Source organism: Streptomyces sp. NPDC004134, from assembly GCF_042874195.1.
Classification (GTDB): Bacteria; Actinomycetota; Actinomycetes; order Streptomycetales; family Streptomycetaceae; genus Streptomyces.
Map to the genome: position 1 here is coordinate 82,313 of NZ_JBIAMS010000022.1, position 12,870 is coordinate 95,182.

9 protein-coding genes and 2 tRNA genes are annotated in these 12,870 nt (G+C 70.7%); 7 read left to right on the forward strand and 4 right to left on the reverse strand.

Annotation, left to right across the window (positions count from 1 at the left end; genetic code table 11):
* Positions 1 to 88 precede the first annotated feature (88 nt).
* The gene (locus tag ACFYVJ_RS25305; protein ID WP_388895616.1) at positions 89 to 1,228 is read right to left on the reverse strand and encodes an acyltransferase family protein; all 1,140 of its coding nucleotides are present in this window, start codon (positions 1,226 to 1,228) and stop codon (positions 89 to 91) included.
* Between the two features lie 621 nt (positions 1,229 to 1,849).
* Between ACFYVJ_RS25305 and ACFYVJ_RS25310 the strand changes: the two genes are divergently transcribed.
* Positions 1,850 to 2,044, forward strand: a complete 195-nt coding sequence (locus ACFYVJ_RS25310) for a hypothetical protein (RefSeq protein WP_018834270.1) — start codon at positions 1,850 to 1,852, stop codon at positions 2,042 to 2,044.
* 108 nt (positions 2,045 to 2,152) lie between these two features.
* Here the strand turns inward: ACFYVJ_RS25310 and ACFYVJ_RS25315 are convergent.
* Positions 2,153 to 2,223 (reverse strand) — tRNA-Gly (locus tag ACFYVJ_RS25315).
* A gap of 225 nt (positions 2,224 to 2,448) precedes the next feature.
* On the opposite strand from ACFYVJ_RS25315, the gene ACFYVJ_RS25320 reads away from it, so the two are divergent.
* The 5 genes from ACFYVJ_RS25320 (at position 2,449) to clpX (ending at position 7,742) form a co-directional block, all read left to right on the forward strand.
* Positions 2,449 to 2,522 (forward strand) — tRNA-Pro (locus ACFYVJ_RS25320).
* Positions 2,523 to 2,707: 185 nt separating this feature from the next.
* A complete protein-coding gene (gene tig, locus ACFYVJ_RS25325) occupies positions 2,708 to 4,129 on the forward strand; it encodes a trigger factor (RefSeq protein WP_388895619.1) in 1,422 nt (473 codons plus the stop codon).
* Positions 4,130 to 4,850: 721 nt separating this feature from the next.
* The gene (locus tag ACFYVJ_RS25330; RefSeq protein ID WP_107086199.1) at positions 4,851 to 5,453 is read left to right on the forward strand and encodes an ATP-dependent Clp protease proteolytic subunit; all 603 of its coding nucleotides are present in this window, start codon (positions 4,851 to 4,853) and stop codon (positions 5,451 to 5,453) included.
* An 81-nt stretch (positions 5,454 to 5,534) separates the two neighbouring features.
* On the forward strand, positions 5,535 to 6,233 hold the full coding sequence (locus ACFYVJ_RS25335; protein WP_388895622.1) for an ATP-dependent Clp protease proteolytic subunit: 699 nt from the start codon (positions 5,535 to 5,537) through the stop codon (positions 6,231 to 6,233).
* Between the two features lie 216 nt (positions 6,234 to 6,449).
* Entirely contained in the window at positions 6,450 to 7,742 is a 1,293-nt protein-coding gene (gene clpX / locus ACFYVJ_RS25340) for an ATP-dependent Clp protease ATP-binding subunit ClpX (protein WP_047015791.1), read from the forward strand.
* A 104-nt stretch (positions 7,743 to 7,846) separates the two neighbouring features.
* On the opposite strand, the gene ACFYVJ_RS25345 is transcribed toward clpX, so the two are convergent.
* Positions 7,847 to 8,968 (reverse strand): hypothetical protein, encoded by a 1,122-nt coding sequence (locus ACFYVJ_RS25345; protein WP_388895626.1) that lies wholly within the window; start codon positions 8,966 to 8,968, stop codon positions 7,847 to 7,849.
* A gap of 163 nt (positions 8,969 to 9,131) precedes the next feature.
* Here ACFYVJ_RS25345 and ACFYVJ_RS25350 point away from each other — a divergent pair, with 163 nt between their 5' ends.
* Positions 9,132 to 11,750 carry a valine--tRNA ligase gene (locus ACFYVJ_RS25350; protein WP_388895629.1) on the forward strand — a complete coding sequence of 873 codons (2,619 nt, stop codon included), beginning with the start codon at positions 9,132 to 9,134 and terminating at the stop codon, positions 11,748 to 11,750.
* Between the two features lie 64 nt (positions 11,751 to 11,814).
* Here ACFYVJ_RS25350 and ACFYVJ_RS25355 read toward each other — a convergent pair whose 3' ends face one another.
* Positions 11,815 to 12,795, reverse strand: coding sequence for a hydroxyacid dehydrogenase (locus ACFYVJ_RS25355; protein ID WP_388895771.1), 981 nt, complete (start codon positions 12,793 to 12,795; stop codon positions 11,815 to 11,817).
* Positions 12,796 to 12,870: the final 75 nt, after the last annotated feature.

Sequence of the window (12,870 nt, forward strand, 5' to 3'; positions counted from 1 at the left end):
GCCCGTACGAGCCGGTGGCCGGGAACGAGAGCGGCCCGGGGCGCCCTTCCGTGAGGAGGGGCGGCCCGGGCCGCGTGCCGTACGGGACTCAGCGGGCGGCGCCCGCCCGCTCCGGCTCGGGGGCGTGCTCCGCCGCCGCCGGCTCCGAGCGCGGCGAGCCGCGGCGCCCCGCACCGTCGTCGGACTTGAACAGCCAGTTCATCTTCGGCTCCATGGCCCACCGGAACATCTGCCGCACCGGCGGGGTGCACAGCACCGTGACGATCACGGCCGCGATCGCCGTCACGGCGATGGCGCCCAGCGGCGTGTGCGCGAAGTCGTTGTCGTACCAGCCCCAGAAGCGCGAGCCCTTGGCGAGGAACCCGTGCAGCAGGTAGCCGTACAGCGTGCCGGCGCCCAGCACGGTGAACCACATCGTGCGCCGCGGCACCCAGGCCAGGAAGCACGCCGTGAGCACCAGCGCGCAGCCGAACATCGCGAACGTCATCACCGGGCCCGCCCAGATCGGCGCGCCCATCTCCTGTGCGGAGTCGCGGTGGTAGAACCACCCGGCGTTCATCCGCGGCACCGCCCAGTACGCGACGACCGCGGCCATCAGGCCCACGGGCACGGACAGCAGCCGGACCTCGCGCCTGCGCACCAGGTCGAAGTGCTCCGGTTTGAGCACCAGGCCGAGGACGAAGAACGGCATGAACTGCAGCACGCGCTGCAGGTCGAGGTCGTTGCCGACGGTGTCGCTCATGGACGCGGCGATGGCGATGAGCAGGGCCAGCGGCACCGGCCAGCGCACCGCCTTCCACAGCGGTGTCGTCATCCGCCAGACGAACAGCGCGATGAGGAACCACGTCAGATACCACGGATCGAGGATGCTGATGCGGTAGCCGGGGACGTCGCCCGCCCAGCGGTTGAAGAACGTGTAGGCGGTCTCGAAGATCACGTACGGCACGAGGACGCCGGTGACCAGCCGCTGCACGCGCCCCGGGCGGCCGAGGTCGAACGAGCGTGACATATAGCCGGAGATGAGGATGAACGCCGGCATGTGGAACGAGTAGACGAGCATGTAGAGCGCGGACGCGGCGCGGCTGTCGTCGCGCAGCGGCTCCCACGCGTGGCCGAGTGCGACCAGCACGATGGCCAGGTACTTTGCGTTGTCGAAGAAAGGGTCGCGGGTCTTCGGCTTGCCGGAGTCGCCGGCCGGACGAGCCGCGGTCTGCGGCAGGTGGGTCACGAAGCCTCCAGGTACGAGTCCGGCGGCGGAACCCGGAACCGCACCGGCGGGTTGGGGTCGAGGGGGGATCGGAACATCGTCGGCACCTTAGCGTCCGAGTGTCGGGCCCGTAAATTCGAAGTCAGCGTCGGGAATTTCATAGACATGGAGACAGACGGTGCGGTCAGCGAGCATCACCGTATGCCAGTTTTGTCCTGAATGAACCGGACATAGAGGTACGAAACTTCGGTGTGTCCGGTGATCAGTTTTCGGCCGGATCCGGATGCCCGCGGGTGGTCAGAATGGGGAATTCCGAGCGGGGGAACGCCCGTCCGCGTACCGCTTATTACGTATATCCGTGCGCCTGGAACACGGAATTCGGAATCACTGCTCCGGTTTCCGTGGGACCCCCGCCGGGGATGGACCGCATGGGCGCGCCACCGGCGCGGAGGTCGTGCGGCGTCCCGCGTACGGCGCTCCGCGTGCGCCGTGGGCGCAGATCGGTGTAAGGGGCGCGAGATATCAGCCAGTTGGGCATCCCACGCACCCCCGTGCACCTCTTGGTGGCACGATGGATCCACCGGGGTGTGCGGGCGGCGGGTGCCCTGGGTGGGTGAACGAGAACCTAGGGGTGATCAGGGCGTGGCTATCTCACTGTCATTGGTGCTGCTGATGGGGATCATCCTGGTCGTGCTGATCCGTGGCGGCTCGATCAAGGTGGGCCCGGCGATCGTTGCGGTGCTCTTCGGCTTCTTCCTGGCGTCCACCAGCGCCGCACCGGACATCCAGGACGCCCTCGACGAAATAAGCCAGAGCATCAGCGACATCGGCACCTGACGGTGCCACCGGGGCGACCCGGCCGCCGCGCACACGACAACGGCCGGGGCCCCGGCCCGCGCACGTCCCGGAGGACGCGGCGCGGTCAGGGCCCCGGCCGTCTCGCGGAGCGGGTGACGGGAATCGAACCCGCGTAGCCAGCTTGGAAGGCTGGAGCTCTACCATTGAGCTACACCCGCAGGCGCCACCCGCGGCGGGTGGCACGCCCAGCATCGTAGCCGCTGCGCCCCCGGTCCCGCACGCCGCTATGCCTCCGGGCGGCGGGCCGCCGCACACGCGCGTGTGCCGCCACCTGTCGCGTACGGGTCAGGAACCCGGCCGGGCGCGGGCCGCGTACGGCGTCACCAGGGACGTAATCCGCCGCGCCGCGGCTGCGGGGCCATGTACCCTACTGCTCGCACATGCGGGGTGTGGCGCAGCTTGGTAGCGCGTCCGCTTTGGGAGCGGAAGGTCGTCGGTTCGAATCCGGCCACCCCGACCGCGCGGGGACCTTCGTGACGAAGGTCCCTTTATGGGGAGCGGACCCGGCACCGGTACTATGCAAGCTGCGTTCCTGCGTGCCTGGACCGGGCCGCTCCACGCTTCTGCCGGAAGCCGGACGCAGCCACAAGAAGTCCAGAAGAAGTACAGCACTTCCCAGACGCCATCCCAAGGAGACCGACCGTGAAGAGCGCCGTGGAGACCCTGAACCCGACCCGGGTTCGGCTCACTGTCGAGGTGCCCTTCGAGGAGCTCAAGCCCAGCCTCGACGCGGCGTACAAGAAGATCAACCAGCAGGTCACCGTGCCGGGCTTCCGCAAGGGCAAGATCCCGGCCCGCATCATCGACCAGCGGTTCGGTCGCGGCGCCGTCCTTGAGGAGGCCGTCAACGACGCGCTGCCGAAGCTCTACGAGGACGCCGTCAACGAGGGCGACCTCAAGCCGCTGGGCCGGCCCGAGGTCGACATCACGGAGCTGAAGGACAACGAGACGCTGACCTTCACCGCCGAGGTCGACATCCGCCCCGAGTTCGAGATCCCGGACTACTCCGGCATCAGCGTCGAGGTCGACGCCATCGAGGTGCCCGACGAGGACGTCGACAAGTCGGTCGAGCAGCTCCGCGAGCGCTTCGCCTCCACCACGCCGGTGGAGCGGGCCGCGGCGGAGGGCGACGTCGTCACCATCGACCTGGAGGCGAGCGTCGACGGCGAGGTGCTGGACGACGGCGTCGCGAGCGGCGTCACGTACACGATCGGCTCCGGCGAGCTGCTCGACGGCATCGACGAGGCCGTCACGGGCCTGGAGGCCGGCGGCTCCGCGACCTTCGCCTCGGAGCTGAAGGGCGGCTCCGCGGCGGGCCAGGAGGCGCAGGTCAAGGTCGACGTCACGCAGGTCGCCGAGCGCGAGCTGCCGGAGCTGGACGACGAATTCGCCCAGATGGCCAGCGAGTTCGACACGCTGGAGGAGATGCGGGCGGACAGCCGCAAGCGGCTGGAGCAGATGAAGCGCTACGACCAGGCTCAGCAGGCCCAGGAGAAGGTGCTGGACGAGCTGCTCGGCCTGGTGGAGATCCCGGTGCCGGAGAAGCTGCTGGAGGAGGAGATCTCCACCCGCCGGCACAACCTGGAGAACCACCAGTTGGCGCAGATGGGCATGGACCTGGAGGGCTACCTGAAGCTCCAGGAGAAGACCGCCGAGGAGTTCGAGACCGAGCTCAAGGAGCAGGCGGAGCGCGGCATCCGCACGCAGTTCGTCCTCGACGAGCTGGTGGGCAAGGAGCAGGTGAACGTCGGCCAGGAAGAGCTGACCGAGCACCTGATGCGCCGCGCCCAGTCCTCGGGCATGAGCCCGGACCAGTTCGCCCAGGCGGTCGTCGAGGGCGGCCAGGTCCCGGTCCTGGTCGGCGAGGTCGCCCGCGGCAAGGCCCTGGCGGTCGTGGTGGAAGCCGCGACGATCAAGGACACGAACGGCGACCCGGTGGACCTCTCGGACGAGGACGAGACCGCGGAGACGGTAGAGGCCACGTCGGACGACACCCCGGCGGACGCCGCGGACGTGTCGGACGCCGAGGCGACGGAGGAGAAGCCGGAGAAGGCAGAAGCCTGACCCGCCCTCCAGGAATGCGGGCCCCGCGCGACCACGCCGGGGCCCGCCCCGTGCACCGGCACCAGGCACCCGGGCAGAACCGTCCGGTCCTGGTCTGCCGCCCCCGGCCCGCAGGGCGCACGGCCCGGCCTCCTGTCCGGCCGGGAGGGATGCCCCTGACGACCGTGCACCCACCGGCCGGCGGCCGGGACCGTCCGGTACCGGAATGCCGCCCGTGCTCGGCAGAGCCGCACCTGCACCTCGTCGCCTACGCGCGCTTCGCGGGGCGGGGTGCCGCGGGGAGCGGGTCGTACGCTCCCGCACCTGGCAGCCGGGCAGAGCCCCGACCTCGTCTGCCGGCCCGCGGCGCGGCCCGCAGGGCGCCCGCGCCGTGGCGGCGCAGGGCCCCGGCCGCTCGCCGATCCCGGCCGGGCGTGTCGGCCCACCCGCCACGGCCGGCGGCCGGACCCCGTGCCTTCCCGCAGCGCCGCCCGCAGGGCATCCGGCGTACGGCGCCCCGGGGCGGCGGATACGGGCCGTCCCGGTGCCGGCCGGCCCGCCGTGCCGCCCGCGGGGCACCCCGCAGGGGGCCTGCGCTCACAGCGAACAGTTCCGGAACCGGGATGGCCGCCGCCTACCTGCGCGTTAGGGTCCATAAGCAAGTCAGGCAACTCAGGAACGTACAGTCAGACGGCCTCAGGCGGCCGTCACAGAATGAGCAGGTGGACACGTGACGAACCCGATGCTTTCCGGCCCGGGCGAGCCGTCCTTCGGCGGCCTTGGCGACCAGGTCTACAACCGGCTGCTCAACGAGCGCATCATCTTCCTCGGCCAGCCGGTCGACGACGACATCGCCAACAAGATCACGGCGCAGCTCCTCCTCCTCGCCGCCGACCCGGACAAGGACATCAACCTCTACATCAACAGCCCGGGCGGCTCCGTGACCGCCGGCATGGCGATCTACGACACGATGCAGTTCATCAAGAACGACATCGTCACCATCGCCCTCGGCCTCGCCGCCTCCATGGGCCAGTTCCTGCTCAGCGCCGGCACCCCCGGCAAGCGCTTCGCGCTGCCGAACGCCGAGATCCTGATCCACCAGCCGTCCGCCGGCCTGGCCGGCTCCGCGACGGACATCAAGATCCACGCCGAGCAGCTCATCCGCACCAAGAAGAAGATGGCGGAGCTCACCTCGCTGCACACCGGCCAGACCGTCGAGCAGGTCACCCACGACTCCGACCGCGACCGCTGGTTCTCCGCGGAGGAGGCCAAGGAGTACGGCCTGATCGACGAAGTCATGCCGTCGGCCTCGGGCATCCCGGGCGGCGGCGGCACCGGCGCCTGAGGTCCCGGCACCCGGCCAGCGACCCCGCACCAGCCCGCGCAGCCCTTCACAGCCGCACTGCCACCAGGACGGAACACCACGATGCAGAACTTCCCCGGACGCGGTCTCTACGACCGCATGGCCGACGAGGCCGCAGGCACCGACGCCCGTCGTTCGCTGGGCGCCGAGTCCCGCTACGTCATCCCCCGCTTCGTCGAGCGCACCTCGCAGGGCATCCGTGAGTACGACCCGTACGCGAAGCTCTTCGAGGAGCGCGTCATCTTCCTCGGCGTGCAGATCGACGACGCCTCGGCGAACGACGTGATGGCCCAGCTCCTGTGCCTGGAGTCGATGGACCCCGACCGGGACATCTCGGTCTACATCAACAGCCCCGGCGGCTCCTTCACGGCGCTCACCGCCATTTACGACACGATGCAGTTCGTCAAGCCGGACATCCAGACCGTCTGCATGGGCCAGGCCGCCTCGGCCGCCGCCGTGCTGCTGGCCGCCGGCACCGAGGGCAAGCGCATGGCCCTGCCGAACGCGCGCATCCTCATCCACCAGCCGTACACCGAGACCGGCCGCGGCCAGGTCTCCGACCTGGAGATCGCCGCGAAGGAGATCTTCCGGATGCGTAACCAGCTCGAAGAGATGCTGGCCAAGCACTCGACGACGCCGATCGAGAAGGTCCGTGACGACATCGAGCGGGACAAGATCCTCACCGCCGAGGAGTCCCTCGAGTACGGGCTGATCGACCAGATCGTCTCCACCCGCAAGCTGTCCGCCGGCATCGGCGGCTGACGGCTCGCGGCCGGCTCCCGGCTCCGTATCCGCGGCGCCGGACCTGACGTCCGGGCCCTTGTCCTCTGGACAGGGCCGCCCGTGGAGCGGTCCCCTGGGAAGCGAACCAGTGAGTTGGGCTCAAGGGGACCGCTCGGGGCTCCGGGCAAGGTACCGTCGATACGCAACCAGGTTCCGCCCCCCAAGAGCGGATCCCAGGCGAAGGGGAAGCACCTCGTGGCACGCATCGGTGACGGCGGCGATCTGCTCAAATGCTCGTTCTGCGGAAAGAGCCAGAAGCAGGTCAAGAAGCTCATCGCAGGACCCGGTGTCTACATCTGCGACGAGTGCATCGACCTCTGTAACGAGATCATCGAAGAGGAGCTGGCGGAGAGCTCCGAGGTGCGCTGGGAGGAACTGCCCAAGCCCCGCGAGATCTACGAGTTCCTGGAGGGCTACGTCGTCGGCCAGGAGGCCGCCAAGAAGGCCCTCTCCGTAGCGGTCTACAACCACTACAAGCGGGTCCAGGCCGGTGAGAACGGCGCCGCGGCGCAGAACCGCGAGGACGGCATCGAGCTGTCGAAGTCGAACATCCTGCTGCTCGGCCCCACCGGTTCCGGCAAGACGCTGCTCGCGCAGACCCTGGCCCGGATGCTCAACGTCCCCTTCGCCATCGCCGACGCCACCGCCCTCACCGAGGCGGGGTACGTGGGCGAGGACGTCGAGAACATCCTGCTGAAGCTGATCCAGGCCGCCGACTACGACGTCAAGAAGGCCGAGACCGGCATCATCTACATCGACGAGATCGACAAGGTCGCACGCAAGAGTGAGAACCCGTCGATCACCCGTGACGTCTCCGGCGAGGGCGTGCAGCAGGCGCTGCTGAAGATCCTGGAGGGCACCACGGCCTCCGTGCCCCCGCAGGGCGGCAGGAAGCACCCGCACCAGGAGTTCATCCAGATCGACACGACGAACGTGCTGTTCATCGTCGGCGGCGCCTTCGCCGGGCTGGAGAAGCTCATCGAGTCCCGGGCGGGCGCCAAGGGCATCGGCTTCGGCGCCACCATCCGCTCCAAGCGCGAGCTGGCGAACGAGGACCCGTTCCAGGAGGTCATGCCCGAGGACCTGGTGAAGTACGGCATGATCCCCGAGTTCATCGGGCGGCTGCCGGTCATCACCAGCGTGCACAACCTGGACCGGGCCGCCCTGCTGAAGATCCTCGTCGAACCGCGGAACGCGCTCGTCAAGCAGTACCAGCGCCTCTTCGAACTCGACGGCGTCGAGCTGGACTTCGACCGTCCGGCGCTGGAGGCCATCGCCGACCAGGCCATCCTCCGCGGCACCGGCGCCCGCGGACTGCGCGCCATCATGGAGGAGGTGCTGCAGTCCGTGATGTACGAGGTGCCGTCGCGCAAGGACGTCGCCCGCGTGGTCATCACGGAGGAGGCGGTCCACTCCAACGTCAACCCGACGCTGGTGCCGCGCTCCCGCGCCGCCGAGCCGGAGCAGCGCCACCAGGAGAGCGCCTGAGCCGTACGCCGTCTCCGGCCGGTACGTCCCGTACGAGCCGGACGCAGCACCCGACACGAAAAGGGGCCGCCCACCGGGCGGCCCCTTCGCGTGTGCCCCGCGGCTCAGCCGAGCGGCACGCGGACGTCGTTGCGGACCTCCGCGGTGGTGGTCGCGGCCTCGTCGATGCTCGTCTCGCCGCCGGTGATGATCAGCGTCGGGTCGGTCATGGCGATGTAGCCGATGGTGCTGCTGTCGGCCCAGGCGCAGGTCGGGAAGTTGAAGCTGTCGACCGGTGCGCCGGCGTCGTCGCTGGAGAACTTCACGTACTGGCACTTCATCGAAGCGCCCTCCTCCAGCCCGTCGGGGTTGACCTCCTCCGGGCTGCCGACCAGCTCCGCCGTGTCGCCCCCGCCCGCGGACGGGTCGGCGGCGGCCTCCTTGGCCATGTACGCGAAGAACGCGTCCAGGACCAAGTCCGGGTCGGAGACCTCGCCGTAGACGCCCTGGAACTGGAGGATCTTGGCCGTGGCGCTGTCCCCCGCCGTGTAGCCGGCGCCGACGTCCTTCGGGTCGGAGATCCCCATGCCCTCGAGCTGGTCGACGTCGCTGGAGTTGAGCCCGCCGCCGGGGGCGGAGTCGTCCTTCTGGTACTCGGTGGCGACCGTGTCGGGCGTCGTCAGCTTGTACTTCTTGCCGTCGTCGGCCGGCGGGTCGTCCCCGCTGTCGCCGCCGTCCCCGTCGTCCTGCTTGTCCCCGTCGGTCTGCGAGTTCTTCGACTCGTCCTTCTTGCCGTCATCGTCGTCGTCGCCACCGATGAGGAAGAACGCGGCCACCGCTATCAGCGCGACCGCGACCACCGCGCCGACGACGACGAAGAGGGTCTTGTTCTTGCCGCCGGGGGGCGGGGGCGGCGGGGCCTGGCCGTACCCGGGCTGCTGCTGCCCGTACGGGCCCGCCTGCTGCTGCTGTCCGTACTGCTGCTGCTGGCCGTAACCCCCGGGCTGCCCGTACCCGCCGGGCTGTTGCTGTTGCTGCTGCCCGTAGCCCTGGTCACCGCCCTGCTGCGGGTAGCCGTAGCCGGGCTGGCCCGGCTGGCCGCCCTGGGCCGGCTGGGTCGGCTGGGCGTAGGGCGACTGTGCGGGCTGCTGCGGGGGCTGGCCGTAGGGACCGGGCTGCCCGTACGGGCCCGGCTGCTGCCCTCCACCCCCGTACGGTCCGGGTGGCGGCGGCTGGTTGTGACTCATTACGGTCCCCTCCGTGAGTTAATGCTGCTCCGCCCATACTGTCGGATCGCGCCGTGTTGCGCTGCCTCGGGTCTGGATCGGCGGAGGCGCGGTTGTCCACAAGGACGCAGCCCGTCCACAAGTGGTTCGCAGCGGGGCGTGACGCGGCTTTACACTGACCGTCGTGACCGACGCAAAGAACCCGCAGAGCAGCGCAGCAGAACTCCCCACGCAGTACACGCCCGGCGAGGTCGAGACCTCGCTGTACGAGGGCTGGGTAGAGCGCGGTTACTTCGCGGCGGACGCCAAGAGCGACAAGCCTCCGTTCGCGATCGTCATCCCCCCGCCGAACGTCACGGGAAGCCTGCATCTCGGCCACGCCTTCGAGCACACGCTGATCGACGCGCTCACCCGCCGGAAGCGCATGCAGGGGTACGAGACGCTGTGGCAGCCCGGCATGGACCACGCCGGCATCGCCACGCAGAACGTGGTGGAGCGCGAGCTGGCCAAGGAGGGTCTGTCGCGGCACGATCTGGGCCGCGAGGCGTTCGTCGAGCGGGTGTGGAAGTGGAAGGCGGAGTCCGGCGGGCAGATCGCCGGCCAGATGCGCCGCCTCGGCGACGGCGTGGACTGGAGCCGCGACCGCTTCACCATGGACGAGGGCCTGTCCCGCGCCGTCCAGACCATCTTCAAGCGGCTGTTCGACGACGAGTTGATCTACCGCGCCGAGCGCATCATCAACTGGTGCCCGCGCTGCCTCACCGCGATCTCCGACATCGAGGTGGAGTACCAGGACGACGACGGCGAGCTGGTCTCCATCCGCTACGGGGAGGGCGAGCAGTCCATCGTCGTGGCCACCACCCGCGCCGAGACGATGCTCGGCGACACCGCCGTCGCCGTCCACCCGGACGACGAGCGTTACCGCCACCTCGTCGGCACGGAGATCGTGCTGCCGCTCACCGGCCGCCGCATCCCCGTCCTCGCCGACGAGCACGTGGACCCCGAGTTCGGCACCGGCGCCGTGAAGGTGACCCCGGCGCACGACCCGAACGACTTCGAGATCGGCCGCCGGCACGACCTGCCGATGCTCACGATCATGGACGAGCACGCGGTCATCACCGCCCACGGCCCGTTCCAGGGCCTGGACCGGCTGGAGGCCCGGTCGGCGATCGTCGCCGCGCTGCGCGCCGACGGCCGGATCGTGGCCGAGAAGCGGCCGTACACGCACTCGGTGGGCCACTGCTCCCGCTGCAAGACCACGATCGAGCCGCGGCTGTCCATGCAGTGGTGGGTCAAGGTCGGCCCGCTGGCGAAGGCCGCGGGCGACGCGGTGCGCGACGGCCGGGTCGACATCCACCCGAAGGAGATGGAGTCCCGCTACTTCGGCTGGGTCGACCACCTCAACGACTGGTGCATCTCCCGCCAGCTCTGGTGGGGCCACCGCATCCCCGTCTGGCACGGGCCGGACGGCGAGCTGGTGTGCGTCGGCCCGGACGAGGAGCCGCCGAGCGGCGAGGGCTGGACCCAGGACAGCGACGTGCTGGACACCTGGTTCTCGTCCGGCCTGTGGCCCTTCTCCACGCTGGGCTGGCCGGAGGAGACGGAGAGCCTGGCGAGGTTCTATCCGAACGCCGTCATGGTCACGGGGTACGACATCCTCTTCTTCTGGGTCGCCCGGATGATGATGTTCGGGCTGTACGCGATGGACGGCGAGATCCCGTTCCGCACGATCGCGCTGCACGGCATGGTGCGCGACGAGTTCGGCAAGAAGATGTCCAAGACCTTCGGCAACGTCGTCAATCCGCTGGAGTGGATGGACAAGTACGGGGCCGACGCCGTCCGGTTCACCCTCGCCCGCGGTGCCAACCCCGGCACGGACGTGCCGATCGGCGAGGACTGGGTGCAGGGCTCGCGCAACTTCGCGAACAAGGTGTGGAATGCCACGCGCTTCGCGCTGATGAACGGCGCCACGGTCGAGGGCCCGCTGCCCGCCGGGGACGAGCTGTCCACCACGGACCGCTGGATCCTCTCCCGGCTCGGCGCCGTCGTCGCCGAGGTCGACGCGCTCTACGACGACTACCAGTTCGCGAAGCTCTCCGACGTGCTGTTCCACTTCGCCTGGGACGAGGTCTTCGACTGGTACGTGGAGCTGTCCAAGACCACGTTCGCGGCCGGCGGCCCCGCCGCCGACGCCTCGCGCCGCGTCCTCGGCGAGGTCCTGGACGTCACGCTGCGGCTGCTGCACCCGGTGATCCCCTTCGTCACCGAGACGCTGTGGACGACACTGACGGGCCGCGAGTCCCTCGTGATCGCCGACTGGCCCGCGGACCACGGCTTCCGGGACGCGGCGGCCGAGGCGGAGATCGTGAGGCTCCAGGAGGTCGTCACCGAGGTCCGCCGCTTCCGCGCCGACCAGGGCCTGCAGCCGGGCCAGCGGGTGCCCGCCCGGGTGGAGCTGTCCGGCGCAGGACTCGACGCCCACGAGGCAGCCATGCGGCAACTGCTGCGCCTCCAGCCGGAGGGCGACTCCTTCGCCGCCACCGCGTCGCTGCCGGTGGCGGGGGCGGCGGTCGCGCTGGACCTGTCCGGGACGATCGACGTGGCGGCCGAGCGCAAGCGGCTGGCGAAGGACCTGGCCGCGGCCGAGAAGGAGAAGACGCAGGCGGAGGCCAAGCTCGGGAACGAGGGCTTCCTCGCCAAGGCGCCGGAGCCGGTCGTCGCCAAGATCCGTACCAGGCTCGCGAAGGCCGAGGAGGACATCGTCCGCATCGGCGCCCAGTTGGAGGGCCTGCCGCAGGCGTAGCGCGTACGCGCACGGGCCCGGGGCGCCCGCCCCGGGCCCGCTGCCGTACGGCAGCGCGCCGCGGCTACGCGCTGTGGCCCAGGGTCTCCGGCCGCACCGGGTGCGCGAAGGGCAACCCCGCGGCGTAGCGGGCCAGTTCGTCGGCCGCCGCCCGGCCCAGCCGCGGCAGCTCGCCCGCCAGCGACCCCGCGACGTGCGGCGTCAGCAGCACGTTCGGCAGCTCGTACAGCGGCGAGCCGGCCGGCAGGAACTCCGGCTCGGTCACGTCCACCACGGCGTGCAGCCGCCCCGCGACCAGCTCCTCCGTCAGCGCCTCCTGGTCCACCAGCGAGCCGCGCGCGGTGTTGACGAGCGTGGCACCGTCCCGCATCGACGCCAGCCGGGCGCGGCTGATCAGATGCCGGGTGCCCGGCAGCGCCGGCGCGTGGACGGAGACGACGTCCGCGGTGGCGCACAGCTCGTCGAGCCCGACGGGGGTGGCGCCGAGGGCGCGCAGCTCGCCGTCGTCCGCGTACGGGTCGTGGACGAGCGCCGACAGGTCGTACGGGCGCAGCAGCTCCAGCACCCGCCGCCCGATCATGGAGGCGCCGACGATGCCGACGGTGCGCCGGTAGTTGCCGGCGCCCGGGTGGTCCGCGTACCAGTCGTACGGGCCGCGCCGCCGCCGGTACTCCTCCCGTACCTCCAGCACCCGCTTGTTGGCGAAGAGCACCGCCGCGACGGTGTACTCCGCCACCGGCAGCGCGTTCGCCCAGGCCGCCGAGGAGACCGCGATCCCGCGCCGCCACACCGCCTCGGTGACGTGGTGCTTGACGGACCCCGCGGCGTGCACGACGGCGCGCAGCTCCGGCGCGGCGGCGAGCGCCGCCTCGTCCAGCGGCGGGCAGCCCCAGCAGGTGACCAGCACCTCCGCGCCGGCCAGCGCCGCGGCCGCCCGGGGCTCGGTGAAGTCCGCGGCGGCCAGGCCGGGTTCGAGGTCGGCGAGCCCGGCGAGCCGGTCCCGCGTCGCCGTGTCGAAGAGCCGCGGCAGGACGTCGGGGCTCATCGCGAACACGGTGCGCGGGCGGCGCCCCGCACCGTTCGGGGGGTCGTTGGGGGACACGCGGTGGCCTCCTGTGTC